Below are 20,047 nucleotides of genomic sequence, written 5' to 3'. Positions count from 1 at the left end.
ACTTGCCTTCGCGGCGTTGCTGCGGAGTATGGCAAACTTCGCGGTTAATCAGCTAATGAGTGGCGGCGATGAGCACCTGGACCGGCCAGCATGGCGAAAAACAGCCGGCGCGGAACACATGGCGGAACCAAACGGTGGCGGCCGGGACCCAATGTTCACGACATCGGGCCGCATCGAAGCGTCGTCAGCGGCCGTATTGTCAGCAAACAGCCGTTTTGCCAGCACACGCTGAAAAGAAGTCAAGGCAACACAGATAAGGATTCGCTTGAAATTCCCCTACGAATGGCAGATTGGCTGGCGCTACACACGCGCCGGCAAGCGCACGACCGGTAACGGCTTCATTTCGTTCATCGCACTCGTATCGATGTCGGGCATCGCGCTCGGCGTCGCGGCGCTGATCGTCGTGCTGTCGGTCATGAACGGCTTCCAGAAGGAAGTGCGCGACCGCATGCTGTCGGTGCTCGCGCACGTTGAAATCTTTTCGCCGACCGGCTCGATGCCCGACTGGCAACTGACCGCGAAAGAAGCGCGGCTCAACAAGGAAGTGATCGGCGCCGCGCCCTATGTCGATGCGCAGGCGCTGCTGACGCGCCAGGACGCCGTGAGCGGCGTCGCGCTGCGCGGTGTGGAGCCGACGCTCGAGCCGGAAGTGTCGGACATCGGCAAGGAAATGCGCTCCGGCAAGCTGACCGACCTGGTGCCGGGCGACTTCGGCATCGTGCTGGGCGCGGATCTCGCGACCAATCTCGGCGTGCGCGCCGGCGACAAGATCACGCTCGTCGCGCCCGAAGGCACCATCACGCCGGCCGGCATGCTGCCGCGGCTGAAGCAGTTCACGGTCGTCGGCGTGTTCGAGTCAGGGCACTACGAATACGACAGCACGCTCGCGCTCATCAACATCCGCGATGCGCAGGTGCTGTTCCGGCTGCCCGCGCCGACGGGCGTGCGCCTGCGTCTGAAAGACATGCAGCGCGCGCCACAGGTGGCGCATGAACTCGCGCGCACGCTCTCCGGCGACCTGTATATCCGCGACTGGACGCAGCAGAACAAGACCTGGTTCTCCGCCGTGCAGATCGAAAAACGCATGATGTTCATCATCCTCACGCTGATCATCGCGGTGGCGGCGTTCAATCTGGTGTCGTCGCTGGTGATGACGGTGACCAACAAGCAGGCCGACATCGCGATTCTGCGCACGCTCGGCGCGCAGCCCGGCTCGATCATGAAGATCTTCGTCGTGCAGGGCGTGACGATCGGCTTCATCGGCACGGCGACGGGCGTCGCGCTCGGCTGCCTGATCGCGTGGAGCATTCCGTGGCTCGTGCCGATGATCGAGCATGCGTTCGGCGTGCAGTTCCTGCCGCCGTCGGTGTATTTCATCAGCGAGCTGCCGTCCGAACTGGTGCCCGGCGATGTGATCCGCATCGGCCTGATCGCGTTCGGGCTGTCGGCGCTGGCGACGCTCTATCCGAGCTGGCGCGGCGCGAAGGTCCGCCCGGCGGAGGCGCTGCGTTATGAATGATCGTCCCGTCTCCCAGGTAATGTCCGATATGTCCGGCGAAAGCGCGCCGTATCCCTACGTGCTGGAAGCGTCCGGCATTTCGAAGGCCTTCGTGCAGGGCGGCCTCAACGTTCAGGTGCTGAACAACACGCAGCTTTCGGTGCGCCGCGGCGAGAAGCTTGCGATCGTCGGCGCGTCCGGTTCGGGCAAGAGCACGCTCTTGCACGTGCTCGGCGGCCTCGACGATCCGACGGCCGGTCAGGTCTCCGTGATGGGCAAGCCGTTCACGAAGCTGTCCGAGCGCGAACGCAACGATCTGCGCAATCGCGCGCTGGGTTTCGTCTATCAGTTTCACCATCTGCTGCCGGAGTTTTCCGCGCTCGATAACGTCGCGATGCCGCTGCGCATCCGTCGGATGACGACCGAAGCCGCGCGGCACGAAGCGTTTGCGGTGCTGGAGCGCGTCGGCATGGCGCATCGGGCGAAGCATCGGCCGGGAGAGCTGTCGGGCGGCGAGCGCCAGCGTGTCGCGATCGCGCGTGCGCTCGTCACGAAACCGGCGTGCGTGCTGGCCGACGAGCCGACCGGCAATCTCGACGGCGGCACCGCGGACACCGTGTTCAACCTGATGCTCGAACTGTCGCAGACGATGGATACGAGTTTCGTGATCGTCACGCACGATCCCGATCTTGCTGCCCGCTGCGACCGGACGATGCGTCTGCGCGACGGCGTGCTGTACGAAGAGCCGTCGGTTCCTGTCTGACGCCGGGGCAATTGCCGCGGAGCCACTGAACCGCTGGATCATTGAGTCAAACATCGGGGCACGCGCATGTGGATCGACACGCACTGCCATCTCGACGCGTCGGAGTTCGACGCGGACCGCGAGGCGGTCGCTTCGGCGGCGCATCGGGCGGGCGTGTCGCGCATCGTGATTCCGGGCGTCGCACGCGAGAACTTCGCGAGGGTGCGTGAACTCGCACATCGCGTCGAAGGTGGCGCGTACGCGCTTGGCATCCATCCGCTCTTCACGCCGGGTGCGCGGGAATCCGATCTCGACGCGCTGCGGATGGAAATCGAAGCGAGTCTCGACGATCCGCTGTTCGTCGGCCTCGGTGAAATCGGTCTGGATTATTTCGTGCCGGGCCTCGACGACGCGCGCCAGCAGTTTTTCTATAACGGTCAGCTGAAGCTCGCACGCGAATTCGACCTGCCGGTGATTTGCCACGTGCGCAAATCGCAGGACCAGGTGCTGAAGGGGCTGCGGCGGCATGCGGTGCATCGCGGCATCGCGCATGCGTTCAATGGCAGCTTCCAGCAGGCGCAGGCGTTTATCGATCACGGCATGCATCTGGGCTTTGGCGGCAACGTGACGTTCGAACGTGCGTTGCAGATCCGTCGGCTCGCGCAGCAACTGCCGCTCGATGCGATCGTTGTCGAAACCGATGCGCCCGATATATCTCCCTCCTGGCTGTACAGGGAACGCAACACGCCGGACCAGATTCCGCGTATCGGAAGAAGCCTGGCCGAACAGCGCGGCATCAGCGAAGCTGAGCTCGCACTTGGCACAACGGCTAACGCTCACGCCGCGCTGCCGCGGCTCGCGCTTTCCTCTGCATAATTAACGCCGATGGTTCCCGCCGGGCGGATCATGCCCGGCGCGAGTGCGTCTGCCGCATGCGTCCGGCGTCAGTCGGGGAGGGCGCATGCGGGCAGTGTGGTGTGGATTCGCGTTAGGTGTGGTGTGGCTGCAGCAACAGGCGGTATTGCCGGACTGGCGCGCGTGGTTGCTGCTTGTGCTGCTGGCGGGCAGTGCGGCTGCGTGCATCGTGCGCATGCTTTCGCATGGCGGATCGCTACGTTTGCAACCGGTGATCGTGTGGTGCGGAGTGTGGCTGCTGGCTGCATGCGCCGGGTTCGGCTATGCAGCGTGGCGCGCCGAGATGCGGCTCGCCCGTGCGCTTCCCGTCGAGTGGGAGGGCCGCAATATCGTCGTGCAGGGATACATCAAGGGACTGCCGGTCACGGATGCGCATGGCGCACGTTTTCTCCTCGCCGTCGAATCGAACGACGCGAATATCGCGCACTTCCCACATACGATCGAACTGTCATGGATCGCGGAACGCACGCCGCTGCCCGCGCTTGAAGCAGGCGCGCGCTGGCGGTTGACGGTGCGTCTGAAGCGTGCGCACGGCAACGCGAACTTCGGCGTTCGGGATGCCGAAGCGTCGCGGCTGGCGCGGGACGTCCGCGCGACGGGTTATGTCGCCGCCCCGATGACCGCTGAGCGACTGACAGGCTTGGCCGGCGGCGCGGGCGTGGCGATCGACCGCTGGCGCGCCGCGGTGCGCGCGCGAATCGACGCGGTGCTAGCGGAGGCGCCGCATCGCGGCATCGTTATCGCACTCGCGATCGGTGCGCAGGATGCCGTCAGTGCCGCCGACTGGCTTCTGATGCGCAACACCGGCACGAGTCACCTGGTTGCGATATCGGGACTGCATATCGGCTTCGTCGCGGGACTGGCGGCATGGTTCGCTGGCGGACTGTGGCGACGCTCGTGCTTCATCGGGCGCGACTGGCCGCTATGGATACCGGCGCAGAAAGTCTCGCTTGCCGCGGGCGCGCTGTTCGCGGCGTGCCACGCAGCGCTGGCGGGATTCAACGTGCCGGCGCAACGGGCGCTCTGGATGCTGGCGGTGGTCGCGCTGGGCACGATCAGCGGGCGCAGCCTCGCCCCTTCGCTCGTGCTGGCCTGGGCGCTCGGGCTCGTGCTGCTGCTCGATCCGTGGGCTGTGGTGTCCGCCGGTTTCTGGCTCTCGTTCTGCGCGGTCGCGGCGATCCTGTTCGCGACGTCCGGACGGCTGCGCATGCACGACCACGAACGGCGCGATCCTGAGCCGGATGCAACGCGTTTTGCGCGGTCTCGTAGCGGTTGCCTGCGACGATTGTCGAGTCTCAGGGAACGACTTCTGAGCGGCGCGCACGTGCAGTTCGCCGTCACGATCGCGCTCGCGCCGCTCACGGTTTACTGGTTCGCGCAGATTCCGCTCGTCGGGCCCGTGGCCAATGCGTTTGCCATTCCATGGGTCAGCCTGTTCGTGACGCCGGCCGTGCTCGCGGGCGTCGCGTTGCCGGAACCGTTCGATGCGTGGGCGTTTCGCGGCGCGCATGCATTGCTCGATGTGCTCGTCGGCGGGATGCAGACGATGGCCGGTCTCCCCTGGGCGCTGCTGCGGCTCCCGCAGCCGGGCGCGTGGGCACTGGCCGCGGCGGCGGTCGGCGTCGCATGGTGTCTCGCGCCGCGCGGCTGGCCGTTGCGCTGGGCCGCGCCGTTGACATGGCTGCCGTTGCTGTTGCCGCCGCCATCGGGTCCTCCTTCCGGCACGTTCCGGCTCACCGCGCTCGATATCGGGCAGGGTTCGTCGGTCCTGATCGAAACCGCGCATCACACATTGCTCTTCGACGCCGGGCCCGGGCCGGAGTCGACGCACGCGGGCGAGCGGATCGTCGTGCCGTACCTGTATGCGAACGGCGTGAACGCGCTCGATACGCTGATGATCAGTCACGCAGATTCGGACCACTCCGGCGGAGCGCCAGCGGTACTGGCCGGCATCGAGGTGCGCCAGATGCTGGCCGCGCTGGCGCCGGCCAATGCGCTGTGGACGGCCGCCCGCGAGACCCACGCCGACGTCGTGCCCTGCGCGGCGGGCCAGCACTGGCGCTGGGACGGCGTCGATTTCGCCGTGCTCTGGCCGGATGCGGGGCCGTTGCAGGGCAAGCCGAATGCGCATTGCTGCGTCCTGCGCGTGAGCGCGACGGGCGCTGGCGCGGATGTCGGCGGCAACGATTTCGCCGGGCAGGTGCGCGAGCCGCATCCGTCGTTCACCGCTTTACTTGCCGCCGATATCGAGGCGCCCGTCGAGCGCGCCCTGCTTCAACGCGATCCCGAAGCGCTGCGCGCCGAGGTGCTGGTCGTGCCGCATCATGGCAGCAAGACGTCGTCGACCGAGCCGTTCCTCGATTCTGTCGACCCGCTTGTCGCGATATTTCAGGTAGGCTATCGCAACCGTTTTCACCACCCGCATCCGGGCGTCTTTTCGCGGTATCTGGCGCGCCACATCGAGCTGACGCGCAGCGATACCGACGGCGCGGTGCGCATCGAAACCGCGGGGCCGGCGCTGTCGCTCGAACGGTATCGCGAGACGCACCGGCGGTACTGGATGGATCGATGACCGGCGGCTCTTTCCCGGAACGCTGCAAACGCGCGGCACGGGCGGCACTATCAACACGGGGCAGCGACGGCGGCAAACCGCGGCGCTTTCCGGCAAAAGCAAAAACAGGAGACGACGGCGCTTGAAAGACATCATCCACTTCTCGCACGCAAACGGGTTTCCCGCATCGACGTACCGTACGATCTTCGCCGAACTCGCGGACGACTACGAACTGCGCTTTATCGAGCGCATCGGCCATGACGCGCGCTTTCCGGTGACGCAGGACTGGCCGCATCTCGTCGAGGAACTGCTCGCCGACATCGGCCGGTGCTATGAGCGGCCGGTGTGGCTGGTCGGCCATTCGCTCGGCGGTTATCTGTCGATGATGGCCGCGCTGAAAAAGCCGCAATGGGTGAAAGGCGTCGTGATGCTCGATTCGCCGGTGATCGCGGGGTGGCGCAGCAGCATGCTGCGCGTGTCGCAATGGACGGGACTCGACGAGAAACTCTCGCCCGCCGCCGCGACGCGCACGCGCCGCACGCACTGGGCCAGCCGCGACGAAGCGTGGCGGCACTTTTATTCGAAGCCCGCGTTCGCGCGCTGGGACGAGCGCATGCTCTCCGATTACGTCGACTTCGGCATTCCGCAGACTGCCGTCGATGGCGGCCGCACGCTCGCGTTCGATCGTCGCACCGAATATCTGATCTACCGGACCCTGCCGCATACGCTCGGCGCGCGGCTCGCGCGCGGCGCGCCGGTGCCGGCCGGTTTCATCGCGGGTACACGTTCGAGGGAGATCCGCCAGGTCGGTCTCGATGCCACCCGCCGGGCGACCGGCGAGCATCTCGAATGGATCGAGGGCAGCCATCTTTACCCGATGGAAAAGCCGCTCGAAACCGCCCGCGCACTGCAGCGGATGCTGCGCGAACTGGCGCGCAGCGTGTGAGCGTCGCGTCACGCTGACGGCGGCGTTCGGGCGCCCTGCATCCCAACCTGTGAGAGCGGGGTGGGCGATGACGGGGCGCAACGGAAAACGGTACGGGATCGGTGCTGCGTCGGCGCATATTGCTGGGTTGAGGCCCTGCTTTACGGTATAATCCGTTTTTCCCGCGAGCATCCAGCGATGACCAAATATGTTTTCGTCACCGGCGGCGTAGTTTCTTCCCTCGGCAAGGGTATTGCCGCCGCTTCCCTCGCCGCGATCCTCGAATCGCGCGGTCTCAAAGTCACCCTCCTCAAGCTCGATCCCTACATCAACGTCGACCCCGGCACGATGAGCCCGTTTCAGCACGGCGAAGTGTTCGTGACGGAAGACGGAGCGGAGACGGACCTCGACCTCGGCCACTATGAGCGCTTCATCAGCACGAAGATGCGCAAGGCCAATAACTTCACGACCGGCCAGATCTACGAATCGGTGATCCGCAAGGAACGCCGCGGCGACTATCTCGGCAAGACCGTGCAGGTCATTCCGCACATCACGAATGAAATCCAGGCGTTCGTCGAACGCGGCGCGGCTTCCGCGACGTGCGGCGAGCCGGACGTCGCGATCGTCGAAGTGGGCGGCACCGTGGGCGACATCGAATCGCTGCCGTTCCTCGAAGCCGCGCGCCAGATGAGCCTGCGCCTCGGCCGCAACAGCGCGTGCTTCGTGCATCTGACGCTGGTGCCCTGGGTGGCCACGGCGGGTGAGCTGAAAACCAAGCCCACGCAGCACAGCGTGCAGAAGCTGCGCGAAATCGGCATCTCGCCGCACGTGCTGCTGTGCCGTGCCGACCGCCCCATCCCGGACGACGAACGCGCGAAGATTTCGATGTTCTCGAACGTGCCGGAAGACGCGGTGATCTCCGTGTGGGACGCCGACAGCATCTACAAGATTCCGCAGATGCTGCACGACCAGGGCATGGACGAGATCGTCTGCGACGAGCTGAAGCTCACGCCGAAGCCGGCCGATCTGTCGATGTGGTCGGATCTCGTCGAAAAGCTCGAACATCCGAAGCACGAAGTCACGATCGGCATGGTCGGCAAGTACGTCGATCTGACGGAATCGTACAAGTCGCTGATCGAAGCGCTGCGCCATGCGTCGATCCACACGTCGACCAAAGTCAACATCGAGTACATCGATTCGGAAGAAGTCGAAGCCGACGGTGTCGAGAGCCTCAAGCATCTCGACGCGGTGCTGGTGCCGGGCGGCTTCGGCCGCCGTGGTACGGAAGGCAAGATCAAGGCGATCCGCTACGCACGCGAAGCGAAAGTGCCGTACCTCGGCATCTGCCTCGGCATGCAGCTGGCCGTGATCGAATTCGCCCGCGACGTGGTCGGTCTGAAGGGTGCGAACAGCACCGAATTCGACCAGACGACGGAGAACCGCGTGGTCGCGCTGATCACCGAGTGGTACGACCGCGACGGCAAGGTCGAGAAGCGCGACGAAGAGTCGGATCTCGGCGGCACGATGCGTCTCGGTTCGCAACGTTGCCCGATCAAGCCGGGCACGATGGCAGCGGAGATCTACGGCAAGGACGTGAACGAACGTCACCGTCACCGTTATGAAGTCAATAACCGCTTCGTGCCCCAGCTCGAAGCCGGTGGTCTTGTCATCAGCGCCCGTACCCCGAGCGAGGATCTGCCGGAAATGATGGAACTGCCGCGCGACATGCATCCGTGGTTCGTCGGCGTCCAGTTCCACCCGGAATTCACGTCCACGCCGCGTGACGGTCATCCGCTCTTCAAGTCGTTTGTCGAAGCCGCGCTCGTGCATCATCTGGCGGGCGTCGAGGAGAAAGCATGAAACTGGGCGACTTCGAAATCGGCCTCGACAAGCCGTTTTTCCTGATCGCGGGCACTTGTGTCGTCGAATCCGAACAGATGACGATCGACACCGCCGGCCGCCTGAAGGAAATCTGCGCGAAGCTGAAGATTCCGTTCATCTACAAATCGTCGTACGACAAGGCCAATCGCAGCAGCGGCAAGTCGTTTCGCGGTCTGGGCATGGACGAAGGCCTGCGCATCCTGTCGGAAGTGAAGAAGCAGCTCGGCCTGCCGGTACTGACCGACGTCCACAGCGAACACGAGATCGAGCAGGTCGCATCGGTCGTGGACGTGCTGCAGACGCCGGCGTTCCTGTGCCGTCAGACCGATTTCATCCACGCGTGCGCGCGCTCGGGCAAGCCGGTCAACATCAAGAAAGGCCAGTTTCTCGCGCCGCACGACATGAAAAACGTGATCGACAAGGCACGTGAAGCCGCACGCGAAGCGGGCCTGTCGGAAGACCGCTTCATGGCCTGCGAACGCGGCGTATCGTTTGGCTATAACAACCTCGTGTCCGACATGCGTTCGCTCGCGATCATGCGCGAAACCGGTGCGCCGGTCGTGTTCGACGCCACGCACTCGGTGCAGTTGCCGGGCGGGCAGGGCACGAGCTCGGGCGGTCAACGCGAATTCGTGCCGGTGCTCGCGCGTGCCGCCGTGGCGACGGGCGTGGCCGGTCTCTTCATGGAAACGCATCCGAATCCGGCAGAAGCGAAGTCGGACGGTCCGAACGCCGTACCGCTGCATCGCATGGCCGATCTGCTCGAGACGTTGCTCACGCTCGATCAGGCCGTCAAGCGTGCGCCGTTCCTCGAAAGCGATTTCAACTGATGCCGGCGTTCGCAGCGTGTCAGCCGGCGCGTTGCGGACACTCCGCGTGATGGTCGTCGAAAGCATCCGGGCGCAAGCGGCGCTACTGTGCAACGGATGCAGTTTCACCGTAAGAATCCAACGTCATTTCTTGAGGAAACCATGAGTGCTATCGTAGATATCATCGGTCGCGAGATTCTCGATTCGCGAGGCAACCCCACCGTCGAATGCGACGTGTTGCTCGAATCGGGCACGATGGGCCGTGCGGCTGTGCCGTCGGGTGCATCGACGGGTTCGCGCGAGGCCATCGAGCTGCGCGACGGCGAAACCGGCCGTTACGGCGGCAAGGGCGTGCTCAAGGCAGTCGAGCACATCAACACCGAAATCTCCGAGGCGATCATGGGTCTTGACGCGTCGGAACAGGCGTTCCTCGACAAGACGCTGCTCGAACTCGACGGTACGGATAACAAATCGCGCCTCGGTGCGAACGCGATGCTGGCCGTTTCGATGGCCGTCGCGAAGGCTGCCGCTGAAGAAGCCGGCCTGCCGCTTTACCGCTACTTCGGCGGCTCGGGCGCGATGCAACTGCCGGTGCCGATGATGAACATCGTCAACGGCGGCGCGCACGCCAACAACAGCCTGGACATCCAGGAATTCATGATCGTGCCGGTGAGCCAGCCGACGTTTCGCGAAGCCCTGCGTTGCGGCGCCGAAGTATTCCATGCGCTCAAGAAGATCCTGAGCGATCGCGGCATGAGCACGGCCGTGGGCGACGAAGGCGGCTTCGCGCCGAACTTCGGCAGCAACGACGAATGCCTGTCGACGATCCTGCAGGCCATTGAAAAGGCGGGTTATCGCGCGGGCGAAGACGTGCTTCTCGCGCTCGACTGCGCAGCGAGCGAGTTCTATCACGACGGCAAGTACCAGCTGGCCGGCGAAGGCCTGCAACTGTCGTCGACGGAATTCGCCGATTACCTCGCGACGCTCGCCGACAAGTTCCCGATCGTCTCGATCGAAGACGGCATGCACGAAAGCGACTGGGACGGCTGGAAGACGCTGACGGAAAAACTCGGCAAGAAAATCCAGCTGGTCGGCGACGATCTGTTCGTGACGAACACGCGCATCCTGAAGGAAGGTATCGAGAAGGGCATCGCGAACTCGATCCTGATCAAGATCAACCAGATTGGCACGCTGACGGAAACGTTCGCCGCGATCGAAATGGCGAAGCGCGCTGGTTACACGGCGGTGATTTCGCACCGTTCGGGTGAAACCGAAGACTCGACGATCGCCGATATCGCGGTCGGCCTGAACGCCGGCCAGATCAAGACGGGTTCGCTGTCGCGCTCGGATCGCATCTCGAAGTACAACCAGCTGCTGCGTATCGAAGAAGATCTCGGCGATATCGCCAGCTATCCTGGCAAGTCGGCGTTCTACAATCTGCGCTAACCGCGCGCCGATTCTGCATTGAGCGCGAATTCGACCTTTGAACCGGTCATACTTCGTTTCTGGATCGACCCGCCGCCCTGCGTATAGCGCAGGGCGGCGCGTATTATTTGTGCTCTCTTCATGCGGCTTGTCACTGTCGTTTTGATCGTCCTGCTGGCGCTGATCCAGTACCCGCTCTGGTGGGGGCATGGTGGCTGGTTACGCGTGCACGACCTGCAGGAGCAGCTTGCGCTCCAGCAAAAGAAGAACGCCGACGCGAAGTTGCGCAACGAGCGCATCGATGGCGAAGTGCACGATTTGCAGACCGGCACGGCAGCTGTCGAGGAGCGCGCACGTTACGAAATGGGTATGGTGAAGGACGGCGAAGTGTTCGTTCAGTTCGTCTCGCCGAACGCACCGTTGCCGACGTCGAACCCGTCGTCGGTCACGACGTCGACGCGCGGTGAGGTGTCCGCCGCGCCGTTGCACGTGGTGCCGAATCCGGAGCCGCGCGCGAAGCCGGAAAAAAAGCATGGCACGAAGAAGGATTCAAAGCAGGATCAAAAGCGCAAGGGTGCGGGTTAGGTGCGCCTGGACATCCTTGCCACAGGCAACACCATTGAAGATGGATCGGCAAAAATGTTGCCAGGGCATTGAACCTGGAGAAAGCCGCCCAAGCCGCCCGATGGGCGGCTTTTTTACTCGTGAGCCGTGATCCGCGTGCAAAAGTGCATCAGTCACAGTCAGGCAAACATCACCAGCCCCAGCCCGTGCCGAAACCAACACCGGCACCTGTGCCCCAGCCCGATCCCCAGCCACCGCCGTAATAGCTGCCATAAACACTGACCGGTGGCGTGTAATACCGCGACCACGCCTGAGCGGCGGCTTCCGCGGCCATCGCCTGGTTTTGCTCCGCGAGCACCTGCCGGTCGATTGCGTCGTAACGTGCGCGCTCTTCAGGCGTCAATGGTTGCGCTTTCGCCGCGATGCCGGACTGGTCGGCCGGCAGACGGCTGTATATCGGCGAAGGGCCGGGCGGGTCCATGACGCAGCCCGTCAACGCAGCACTGCCTGCCACGACGGACAGCGCCAGAAGAACCGGTATGGAATGATGCAATGAGGTTTTCATGTCAGTTTCCACCAGCGAGACGCTCTGACCCGCTCGCGTGGGAGGGGAGTCGCCAATGTTCGATACCTGTTCGACGCAATGCCGGACATTCAGCGCACGCCGCCGGTATCGAGCGCAACGGGCGAAGGGCAAACGACAAAGGGCGCCAGCTCAAACAACCCGCGACGTAGCGTTCAATGGCGCTGACCTGCCGCAGGCGTCACTCCTTCTGAGAGCCCGCTCACGAGGAAAAGTTGCGCCACGTCGACCGGGTCGAACTCGTACCGCTGGTTGCAGAATTCGCAGTGAATTTCGACGTGTCCGCGTTCTTCGAGCACGCTGTCGACTTCCTCGCGACCGAGCATTTTCAGCATCGCGCCGACCTTGCCGCGCGAGCAGCTGCATTCGAAGCGCGCCGGCGTCGGTGCGAAGTGCTGGACGTTTTCCTGCCAGAAAAGGCGGCGAAACACCGTTTCCGGCTCTTCCTTCAGTAGTTCGTCGTTCGACAGCGTGCCGCCGAGCGTGCAGACACGCTCCCACGTATCCGCATCGAGTTCGCCTGGATGCGGCACGATGCCGCCGTCGCCCGGCAGTTTCTGCAACAGCATGCCGACGGCACGCTCCGAATCCGCCGCGAGCCACAGGCGCGTATCGAGCTGTTCGGAGTGGTGCATGTAATGTTCGAGCACTTCGGCCATCGAGTTCAACGGGCCGTCCACGCCGTTGAGCGGCACGATGCTCTGGTACGGCTGCTGGCCAGGCTGCTTTTCGCGCGGGTCGAGCGTGATCACGCAGCGGCCGTTGCCGTTGGCGTTCAGCAGTTCAGTGAGCGATGTGTCGTCGCTGATCGTGCTTGCGACGTCGCCGGAAAACTTGGCCGTGGCGCGCATCGACAGATCCGAGCTGCATTGCACAACCAGCATCTTGACCGGGCCGTCGCCGAAAATCTGCATGACGAGCGTGCCGTCGAATTTCAGGTTCGCCGACAGCAGCGCGCACGCCGCCATCATTTCGCCGAGCACGTTGCGCACCGGCGCCGGGTAATCGCGACGCGTCAACACTTCCCGCCACGTGTTTCGCAGCGAAACGATCTCGCCGCGTACCGGTGCCGCGCTGAACATGAATTTTTGCAACTGGTCGTTCACAACTCTTCCTCGGTCGAATGGCGCTCGTTCTGACAATGCGCCTGCGCGCCGCGCGCTCCGGCTGTCAGCCGACGCGTACGAGCTGCGCCTTGAAATAATCCCTGCGTTCCACGTAGCTTTGCGCGGCGCGTCGCAGGTTCGCGATGTCCGCTTCCGTCAGTTCGCGTACGACTTTCGCCGGCGCGCCCAGAATCAGCGAATTATCGGGAAATACCTTGCCCTCGGTCACGACGGCGCCGGCGCCAACCAGACAGTTGCGGCCGATGACCGCGCCATTCAAGACCACCGCCTGAATGCCGATCAACGCGCCTTCCTTGATCGTGCAGCCGTGCAGCATCACCTGGTGGCCGATCGTGACGTTGTTTTCGATCGTCATCGGAAAACCCGGATCGGTGTGGAGCACCGCGTTTTCCTGAATGTTGCTGCCTGCGCCGATCTCAATCCGGTCGTTGTCGCCGCGGATCGTGGCGCCGAACCAGACGCTTGCGTTTTCGTCGATGGCGACCTTGCCGATGATGGTCGCCGTATCGGCGACGAACACGCTTTCGTGGATGGTCGGTGCCGCATCGCCAAGTTTGTAGATTGCCACAGTGTTTCCTCTGCGTCGGGCGTCACGCCCAGACGCGGAGCGCGACGGCAGCGCGGCGGGCGCGCTTCATGGTCGAATCGCGTATTGTAAACGGTTGCGCACAGGACGCGCCTCGCCGCGTCCGGTTCCCGTCAGGCGTTTTGCCGTGCGCTGCCATGCACCCGTGTATTTTTCCGCGTTTTATGTAGCGTTCGTTGCCCATGAATCCAGCCGTTTCTTCTTTGTCGTCAACACCGTCGCTGCCACTGGACGCCTGCATGCGCAGCGAAGCGCTCGGCGTACTGCGCGAGCGCGATCCGGTAACGAAGGCCGTGGCGACGCGTGATCTCCATGCACGCGCCTGCGAAGGTCTTCTGCCATGCAGGCCCGAGCGGTCGCTCGATGAACCGGCTGGTTTGCCCGGCCGCCCGGAGCGGCCCGAACTGGTGGACCCGCGCGGACTCGGGCGGCGCAGCATGCAGTCGCCGCAAGGGCGTGCGGTGTTGCTGCATGCGCTCGCGCATATCGAGTTCAATGCGATCAACCTCGCGCTCGATGCGGTCTGGCGCTTTGCCGCGATGCCGGCCGCGTTTTATCTCGACTGGTTGAAAGTGGCGTCGGAAGAAGCGCATCATTTCTCGTTGCTGACGGCGCGGCTGGCAGATTCTGGTCACGTCTACGGCGACTTTCCCGCGCACGACGGCCTGTGGGACATGTGCGAGCGAACCCGCGGTGACGTGCTTGCCCGTATGGCGCTGGTGCCGCGCACGCTGGAGGCACGCGGGCTGGACGCGTCGCCGCCGATTCGCGCGCGCCTCCAGCAGGCGGGCGACCATGAATCGGCCGCCATTCTCGACGTGATCCTGCGCGATGAAATCGGCCATGTCCTGATCGGCAACCGCTGGTTCCGGTATCTGTGCGATCGGGAGGCGCTTGATCCGCACGCAACATACGCGCGTCTCGCCACGCAATATCACGCGCCCCGGTTGCGCGGGCCGTTCAACTTCGAAGCGCGGCGCGACGCCGGTTTTGACGAAGCCGAACTCGCGGCGCTGGCCGGGCTGGACGCCGGCCAGGCGGCGCCCGCCGCGGATCAGACGAAACCAGAAGGCACTCGTGAGCCGGATGTCACATCGACTGCATCGACTTCGACGAGATAACCGCCTGTCTCCGTGCACCGGCAGGCTGAAGTGCGATTGACTGCACGATTGGGCGTCGGCTTTATCTGTCCACGGTGATGAAAAGCGTCAAATTGACCTGCTGCCATCGTCCTGAAGCCCGCTTTTGTCGTCGCCTCCATGTACTGCCAGATTGCCGCGCCCACTCACTATCTCGTTATAATCGAACGATCATTCTTTTCTGGAAATCGTCCATGAATACCTCCCGGTCCGAATTCGTCCCGGTGCGCGGCGTGCGCCTGCATGTGCGACGTTGGGGCAACCCGGACGCGCCCGCGCTTTTCATGCTGCATGGCTGGATGGACGTTGCCGCGTCGTTCCAGTTCGTCGTCGATGCGCTGGGCGGCGAGTGGCAGGTGATCGCGCCGGATGCGCGCGGCTTCGGCCTGTCGGACTGGCCAGTGGCGTCGCACGGCGGCGGAAACTACTGGTTTCAGGAATACGTGTCGGATCTCGACGCGCTGCTGGACCATTACGCGCCATCCGGCGAGGTCAATCTGATCGGGCACAGCATGGGCGCGAACGTCGTCTGTCTGTATGCCGGCGCCCGGCCGGAGCGTGTGCGCCGCGTGGTGGATCTCGAAGGCTTCGGGCTTGGCGCGTCGCGCGCGGAGCAATGGCCGCGCCGGCTGAAAACGTGGCTCGATGAGCTGAAAGAGCCGCCCACGCTGAAAAGCTACGCTTCGCTCGATGAGGTCGCTGCGCGGCTGATCCGCACGAACGCGCGTCTCGATCCGCAGCGGGCGAGTTTTCTCGCACGACACTGGTCGAAACAGGGGGAGGACGGCCGTTTCACGCTGCTCGCCGACCCGGCGCACAAGATGCGCGGCCCGCTGCAGTATCGCCTCGACGAAGTGATGGCCGTCTGGCGCAACGTGCGGGCGAAGGTGCTGCACGTCGAAGCGGCGGGCTCGCCGACGCTCGCGGCGATTGCCGGCGAAACCCCGCTCGGCGAGTTCAAGGCGCGTTTCCGGGCGTTTCCGGACTGGCGCGAGAAGATCATCGACGATGCCGGTCACATGGTGCATCACGATCAGCCGGAGCAGGTCGCCGCGCTGATCGAGGGATTTTGCGCATAAATTTTTGCGCATAACGTCGGCCGCCGGAGGATTGGTGCGGCGAACTACCGCATTGCAGTAAAATGGTTGCTGAATCTTTACAGGGCAACGATGAACGCCGATCTGCACTGCCATTCCACGGTTTCCGACGGCCAGTTCGCGCCGGCCGAGGTCGCGCGCCGCGCGCACGCGGGCGGCGTGACGCTGTGGGCGCTGACCGACCACGATGAAGTAGGCGGTCAGGCGGAAGCGCGTGCGGCCGCGACGGCGCTTGGCATGCGTTATCTGAGCGGCGTCGAAATATCGGTCACCTGGGCGTCGCGGACAGTCCATATCGTCGGTTTGAACGTCGATCCGCAAAACACGGCGCTCGTGGAAGGCCTCGCGCGCACGCGTAACGGCCGCGCGGCGCGTGCCGAAGCCATCGGGGAACAGCTTGCCACGCTCGGCATCCCGGACGCGTACGCGGGCGCGCTTCGCTACGTCTCGAATCCGGACATGATCTCGCGCACCCACTTCGCGCGATACATGGTGGAAAGCGGCTACGCGGAATCCACGCAGGACGTGTTCACGCGCTATCTGGGCGACGGCAAGCCAGGTTACGTGTCGCATCGCTGGTCGAAATTGTCCGATGCCGTGCAGTGGATCAAGACCGCCGGCGGCGAGGCTGTGATTGCCCATCCGGGGCGGTACGCGTACACGCCGGTCGAATTCGACGCGCTCTTTGGCGAATTCATCGATCTCGGCGGCAAGGCGATCGAAGTCGTCACCGGCAGTCACACGCCGGACCAGTATCGCGAATACGCCGACGTCGCGCGCCGTTTTGGTTTCGAGGCGTCGCGCGGTTCGGATTTTCATGCGGCCGGCGAAGGCCGCGTCGATCTCGGCAGTCTGCCGCCGCTTCCTTCCGATCTCACCCCCGTCTGGGAACGCTGGCTGTGACGTGCTGTTGTGGCGTCGCGCGGTGCGCGCAGCCTGTCGCGGGCTGAAAGCGCGACATCCAGTCATCCTGATCATTCACCATGTCTCAATTCTTTCGGCTTCATCCCGACAATCCGCAGCTGCGCCTCGTCAAGCAGGCCGTGCAGATCATCAACGACGGCGGCGTCGTCGCGTTGCCGACCGATTCGAGCTACGCACTCGCGTGCCGTCTCGACGACAAGGATGCCGTCGAGCGCATCCGCCGCATCCGCGGTCTCGACGAGAAGCAGCTTTTGTCGCTGCTGGTGCGCGACCTGTCGGAGCTCGCCAACTTCGCGATGGTCGATAACCGGCAATACCGGCTGATCAGGTCGGTGACGCCGGGCCCGTATGTTTTCGTGCTGCAGGCGACCAAAGAGGTGCCGCGCCGTCTGTCGCATCCGTCGCGCAAGACGATCGGTCTGCGTGTGCCCGATCACGCCATCACGCTCGCGATTCTCGAAGAACTCGGCCAGCCGTTGCTCGGTTCGACGCTGATCATGCCGGGCGAAACCCAGCCGCTGAACGATCCCGAGGAGATTCGCGCGCGCCTCGAAAAGCAGATCGAGCTGGTGATCGACGGCGGCGCGTGTGTGTGCGAGCCGTCGACGGTGATCGATCTGACCGGCGCTGAGCCCGTACTCGTTCGTCCAGGCCGCGGCAGCCTTCAGCCGTTCGGCCTGGAACAGCCCGCCTGACCGGTAACGAAAGCCGCCGGTCGCGGCTCCCCGCATTGATACAATAGCGAGCTATGGATTCCTCCCTGATACAGACCATTGTCGTGTACGCGTTGCCGGTGATTTTCGCCATCACGCTGCACGAGGCCGCACATGGCTACGTTGCGCGCCTGCTCGGCGACAACACGGCGTACGTGCTCGGCCGTGTTTCCTTCAATCCGATGCGCCACATCGATCCGCTCGGCACCATCGCGATTCCGCTGTTGCTGTACTTCGTGACGAGCGGTGCGTTCGTGTTCGGCTACGCGAAACCCGTGCCGGTCGCGTTCGGCAATCTGCGTAATCCGCGCTGGGGCAGCCTGTGGGTGGCGCTCGCCGGGCCGATGTGCAACTTCGTGCAGGCGCTGATATGGGGCGTGATCGGCGTGTCGCTCGCCGCCATGAACATCCAGGAACCGTTTTTCACGCGCATGGCGGGCGCGGGCGTCGGCATCAATCTCGTGCTCGGCGTGCTGAACCTGTTCCCGCTGCCGCCGCTCGACGGCGGTCGCGTGCTGACCGCGCTGCTGCCGGCGCGTCAGTCGATTGCGCTCTCGCGTATCGAGCCGTATGGTTTTTTCATTGTGATGGCGCTCGTGATGACGGGTACCCTGACGACATTCTGGCTGCGACCGCTCGTCAATCTCGGTTACGACGCTGTGACGGCTATCCTGACTCCACTCGTTTCGCTTCTCTAATATAACCATGTTCCCAGACCGTATCTTCTCCGGCATGCGGCCCACCGGATCGCTGCACCTCGGCCACTATCACGGCGTACTGAAAAACTGGGTGCGGCTGCAGTCCGAATACCCGTGCTTCTTCTGCGTCGTCGACTGGCACGCGTTGACCACGCACTACGAAACGCCCGAGGTCATTGAAAAGAACGTCTGGGAAGTGCTGATCGACTGGCTCGCGTCAGGCATCGATCCGGCGCAGGCCACGCTCTTCATCCAGAGCAAGGTGCCCGAGCACGCCGAACTCGCGCTGCTGCTCGGCATGAGCACGCCGCTTGGCTGGCTCGAACGCGTGCCGACCTACAAGGAGCAGATGGAGAAGCTGAAGGACAAGGATCTGTCCACCTACGGCTTTCTCGGGTATCCGGTTCTGATGGCGGCCGACATCCTGCTGTATCGCGGCTCGCTCGTGCCGGTCGGCGAAGACCAGGTGCCGCACGTCGAAATGACGCGCGAAATCGCGCGCCGCTTCAACTATCTGTACGGTCGCGAGCCGGGCTTCGAGGAAAAGGCCAACGAAGCCGCGAAGAAACTCGGCGGCAAGCGCGCGAAGCTGTATCACCAGCTGCGCGTCGCGTATCAGCAGGAAGGCGACGACGAAGCGCTCGAACAGGCGCGTGCGATGCTGCAGGAATCGCAGAGCCTGTCGATGAACGATCGCGAGCGTCTTTTCGGTTACCTCGAAGGGTCGCGCAAGATCATTCTCACCGAACCGCAGGCCATGCTGACCGAAGCGTCGCGCATGCCGGGTCTCGATGGACAGAAAATGTCGAAGTCGTACGGCAACACGATCGGTCTGCGTGAAGACGCCGAGACGATCACGAAGAAAGTCCGTACCATGCCGACCGACCCCGCGCGCGTGCGCCGCACCGATCCGGGCGACCCGGACAAGTGCCCGGTATGGCAGCTGCATCAGGTCTACACCGACGAAACGACGCACGCATGGGTGCAGAAGGGCTGCCGTTCGGCTGGCATCGGCTGTCTCGAATGCAAGCAGCCGGTGATCGAAGGCATCCTGCGTGAACAGCAGCCGATGCTCGAGCGCGCGCAGAAGTACATGGACGATCCGTCGCTGTTGCGTGCAATCGTCGCCGATGGCTGCGACAAGGCGCGCCGTTTCGCGACCGAGACCATGCGCGATGTGCGCGAGGCCATGGGCCTGTCGTACAACTGATAGTCGATAGCGATTTGTATATGGACGACCACGGCTCCCCGGTGCTTTCCCGGCATGCCACGCTGGCCGAACCGTCACGCTGGGTGCGTCGCTGGACGCATCTCGTGACGCCCGGCGGCGCGGTGCTCGACGTCGCGTCGGGCGCCGGGCGGCACGCGCGCTGGTTTGCCGCGCGGGGCCATCCGGTCACCGCACTCGACCGCGACGCGGACGCGCTCGCGACGCTGCACGACGTGCCACAGGTGAGCACGCTCGCCGCCGACATCGAAGACGGCCCGTGGCCGCTTCCTGCGGGATCGAGGTTCGCCGCGGTCGTCGTCACGAACTACCTGCACCGGCCGCTCTTTCCGCGGCTTCTGGATGCGCTCGCGCCGGCAGGGGTGCTGATTTACGAGACGTTCGCGCAGGGCAACGAGACGGTCGGCAAGCCTTCGCGGTCGGCGTTTCTGCTGGCACCGGGCGAGTTGCTCGATGCCGTTCGCGGGCGTCTGCGGGTGATCGCTTATCAGGATGGTTTTCTCGCGCAGCCGCGTCCCGCTTACGTCCAGCGGATCTGCGCGATTCAGGAGGCGGATCGGTCCGTCGACGGGGGAGAGGCTCCACCCCCGCCGCGTTACGATCTGGCTGGCTAATCCGCTACAATCGCGGTTTACTGATCTA

Annotated in this window: 19 protein-coding genes; 16 read left to right on the top strand and 3 right to left on the bottom strand. The window is 64.2% G+C overall.

Features of this window, described 5'->3' with window-relative positions; genetic code table 11:
• The first annotated feature begins 265 nt into the window (after nt 1-265).
• The 9 genes from LPA34_RS10725 (at nt 266) to ftsB (ending at nt 11,331) form a co-directional block, all read left to right on the top strand.
• Nucleotides 266-1,519, top strand: coding sequence for a lipoprotein-releasing ABC transporter permease subunit (locus LPA34_RS10725; RefSeq protein WP_228977797.1), 1,254 nt, complete (start codon nt 266-268; stop codon nt 1,517-1,519).
• The gene (gene lolD / locus LPA34_RS10720) at nt 1,512-2,261 is read left to right on the top strand and encodes a lipoprotein-releasing ABC transporter ATP-binding protein LolD (RefSeq protein WP_228977794.1); all 750 of its coding nucleotides are present in this window, start codon (nt 1,512-1,514) and stop codon (nt 2,259-2,261) included. The genes LPA34_RS10725 and lolD overlap by 8 nt, the downstream gene beginning before the upstream one ends.
• Before the next feature lie 66 nt (nt 2,262-2,327).
• Entirely contained in the window at nt 2,328-3,116 is a 789-nt protein-coding gene (locus LPA34_RS10715) for a TatD family hydrolase (RefSeq protein WP_228977791.1), read from the top strand.
• A gap of 85 nt (nt 3,117-3,201) precedes the next feature.
• Nucleotides 3,202-5,727 (top strand): DNA internalization-related competence protein ComEC/Rec2, encoded by a 2,526-nt coding sequence (locus tag LPA34_RS10710; protein ID WP_228977788.1) that lies wholly within the window; start codon nt 3,202-3,204, stop codon nt 5,725-5,727.
• Nucleotides 5,728-5,848: 121 nt separating this feature from the next.
• The gene (locus tag LPA34_RS10705; protein WP_228977787.1) at nt 5,849-6,652 is read left to right on the top strand and encodes an alpha/beta fold hydrolase; all 804 of its coding nucleotides are present in this window, start codon (nt 5,849-5,851) and stop codon (nt 6,650-6,652) included.
• Nucleotides 6,653-6,829: 177 nt separating this feature from the next.
• Nucleotides 6,830-8,491 (top strand): CTP synthase, encoded by a 1,662-nt coding sequence (locus LPA34_RS10700; RefSeq protein WP_228977785.1) that lies wholly within the window; start codon nt 6,830-6,832, stop codon nt 8,489-8,491.
• Entirely contained in the window at nt 8,488-9,342 is an 855-nt protein-coding gene (kdsA, locus tag LPA34_RS10695) for a 3-deoxy-8-phosphooctulonate synthase (protein ID WP_228977781.1), read from the top strand. The genes LPA34_RS10700 and kdsA overlap by 4 nt, the downstream gene beginning before the upstream one ends.
• A gap of 141 nt (nt 9,343-9,483) precedes the next feature.
• Nucleotides 9,484-10,767: a phosphopyruvate hydratase gene (gene eno, locus LPA34_RS10690; RefSeq protein WP_228977779.1), complete on the top strand. Its 1,284-nt coding sequence runs from the start codon at nt 9,484-9,486 to the stop codon at nt 10,765-10,767.
• Between the two features lie 120 nt (nt 10,768-10,887).
• Nucleotides 10,888-11,331: a cell division protein FtsB gene (ftsB, locus tag LPA34_RS10685; RefSeq protein WP_228977777.1), complete on the top strand. Its 444-nt coding sequence runs from the start codon at nt 10,888-10,890 to the stop codon at nt 11,329-11,331.
• 169 nt (nt 11,332-11,500) lie between these two features.
• Here ftsB and LPA34_RS10680 read toward each other — a convergent pair whose 3' ends face one another.
• The 3 genes from LPA34_RS10680 to LPA34_RS10670 all read right to left on the bottom strand — a co-directional run bounded on the left by LPA34_RS10680 (nt 11,501) and on the right by LPA34_RS10670 (nt 13,588).
• Nucleotides 11,501-11,875, bottom strand: a complete 375-nt coding sequence (locus LPA34_RS10680) for a hypothetical protein (protein WP_228977776.1) — start codon at nt 11,873-11,875, stop codon at nt 11,501-11,503.
• Between the two features lie 173 nt (nt 11,876-12,048).
• Nucleotides 12,049-12,999, bottom strand: a complete 951-nt coding sequence (gene hslO, locus LPA34_RS10675) for an Hsp33 family molecular chaperone HslO (RefSeq protein ID WP_228977772.1) — start codon at nt 12,997-12,999, stop codon at nt 12,049-12,051.
• Nucleotides 13,000-13,063: 64 nt separating this feature from the next.
• Nucleotides 13,064-13,588, bottom strand: a complete 525-nt coding sequence (locus LPA34_RS10670) for a gamma carbonic anhydrase family protein (RefSeq protein ID WP_228977765.1) — start codon at nt 13,586-13,588, stop codon at nt 13,064-13,066.
• 200 nt (nt 13,589-13,788) lie between these two features.
• Here LPA34_RS10670 and LPA34_RS10665 point away from each other — a divergent pair, with 200 nt between their 5' ends.
• From LPA34_RS10665 to LPA34_RS10635, 7 genes are all read left to right on the top strand, one after another.
• Nucleotides 13,789-14,727 (top strand): ferritin-like domain-containing protein, encoded by a 939-nt coding sequence (locus LPA34_RS10665; RefSeq protein ID WP_228977763.1) that lies wholly within the window; start codon nt 13,789-13,791, stop codon nt 14,725-14,727.
• 212 nt (nt 14,728-14,939) lie between these two features.
• Nucleotides 14,940-15,824 (top strand): alpha/beta fold hydrolase, encoded by an 885-nt coding sequence (locus tag LPA34_RS10660; RefSeq protein WP_228977762.1) that lies wholly within the window; start codon nt 14,940-14,942, stop codon nt 15,822-15,824.
• Between the two features lie 90 nt (nt 15,825-15,914).
• A complete protein-coding gene (locus tag LPA34_RS10655; RefSeq protein WP_228977760.1) occupies nt 15,915-16,745 on the top strand; it encodes a 3',5'-nucleoside bisphosphate phosphatase in 831 nt (276 codons plus the stop codon).
• 80 nt (nt 16,746-16,825) lie between these two features.
• Nucleotides 16,826-17,461, top strand: a complete 636-nt coding sequence (locus tag LPA34_RS10650; RefSeq protein WP_228977758.1) for an L-threonylcarbamoyladenylate synthase — start codon at nt 16,826-16,828, stop codon at nt 17,459-17,461.
• Between the two features lie 53 nt (nt 17,462-17,514).
• Nucleotides 17,515-18,177 carry a site-2 protease family protein gene (locus LPA34_RS10645; RefSeq protein ID WP_228977755.1) on the top strand — a complete coding sequence of 221 codons (663 nt, stop codon included), beginning with the start codon at nt 17,515-17,517 and terminating at the stop codon, nt 18,175-18,177.
• A gap of 7 nt (nt 18,178-18,184) precedes the next feature.
• Entirely contained in the window at nt 18,185-19,387 is a 1,203-nt protein-coding gene (locus LPA34_RS10640) for a tryptophan--tRNA ligase (protein ID WP_228977754.1), read from the top strand.
• A 20-nt stretch (nt 19,388-19,407) separates the two neighbouring features.
• On the top strand, nt 19,408-20,019 hold the full coding sequence (locus LPA34_RS10635; RefSeq protein ID WP_228977751.1) for a class I SAM-dependent methyltransferase: 612 nt from the start codon (nt 19,408-19,410) through the stop codon (nt 20,017-20,019).
• Nucleotides 20,020-20,047: the final 28 nt, after the last annotated feature.

The organism is Paraburkholderia gardini, assembly GCF_907164575.1.
Lineage (GTDB): Bacteria > Pseudomonadota > Gammaproteobacteria > Burkholderiales > Burkholderiaceae > Paraburkholderia > Paraburkholderia gardini.
The sequence above is the reverse complement of the archived record's forward strand: the minus strand, read 5'-3'. Positions and strand labels throughout refer to the sequence as shown.

Coding starts and splice junctions, on each gene's coding strand:
- lolD (WP_228977794.1), top strand. CDS start 1,512: ATGAATGATCGTCCCGTCTCCCAGGTAATGTCCGATATGTCCGGCGAA.
- LPA34_RS10715 (WP_228977791.1), top strand. CDS start 2,328: ATGTGGATCGACACGCACTGCCATCTCGACGCGTCGGAGTTCGACGCG.
- LPA34_RS10710 (WP_228977788.1), top strand. CDS start 3,202: ATGCGGGCAGTGTGGTGTGGATTCGCGTTAGGTGTGGTGTGGCTGCAG.
- LPA34_RS10700 (WP_228977785.1), top strand. CDS start 6,830: ATGACCAAATATGTTTTCGTCACCGGCGGCGTAGTTTCTTCCCTCGGC.
- kdsA (WP_228977781.1), top strand. CDS start 8,488: ATGAAACTGGGCGACTTCGAAATCGGCCTCGACAAGCCGTTTTTCCTG.
- eno (WP_228977779.1), top strand. CDS start 9,484: ATGAGTGCTATCGTAGATATCATCGGTCGCGAGATTCTCGATTCGCGA.
- ftsB (WP_228977777.1), top strand. CDS start 10,888: ATGCGGCTTGTCACTGTCGTTTTGATCGTCCTGCTGGCGCTGATCCAG.
- LPA34_RS10680 (WP_228977776.1), bottom strand. CDS start 11,875: ATGAAAACCTCATTGCATCATTCCATACCGGTTCTTCTGGCGCTGTCC.
- LPA34_RS10665 (WP_228977763.1), top strand. CDS start 13,789: ATGAATCCAGCCGTTTCTTCTTTGTCGTCAACACCGTCGCTGCCACTG.
- LPA34_RS10660 (WP_228977762.1), top strand. CDS start 14,940: ATGAATACCTCCCGGTCCGAATTCGTCCCGGTGCGCGGCGTGCGCCTG.
- LPA34_RS10655 (WP_228977760.1), top strand. CDS start 15,915: ATGAACGCCGATCTGCACTGCCATTCCACGGTTTCCGACGGCCAGTTC.
- LPA34_RS10650 (WP_228977758.1), top strand. CDS start 16,826: ATGTCTCAATTCTTTCGGCTTCATCCCGACAATCCGCAGCTGCGCCTC.
- LPA34_RS10645 (WP_228977755.1), top strand. CDS start 17,515: ATGGATTCCTCCCTGATACAGACCATTGTCGTGTACGCGTTGCCGGTG.
- LPA34_RS10640 (WP_228977754.1), top strand. CDS start 18,185: ATGTTCCCAGACCGTATCTTCTCCGGCATGCGGCCCACCGGATCGCTG.
- LPA34_RS10635 (WP_228977751.1), top strand. CDS start 19,408: ATGGACGACCACGGCTCCCCGGTGCTTTCCCGGCATGCCACGCTGGCC.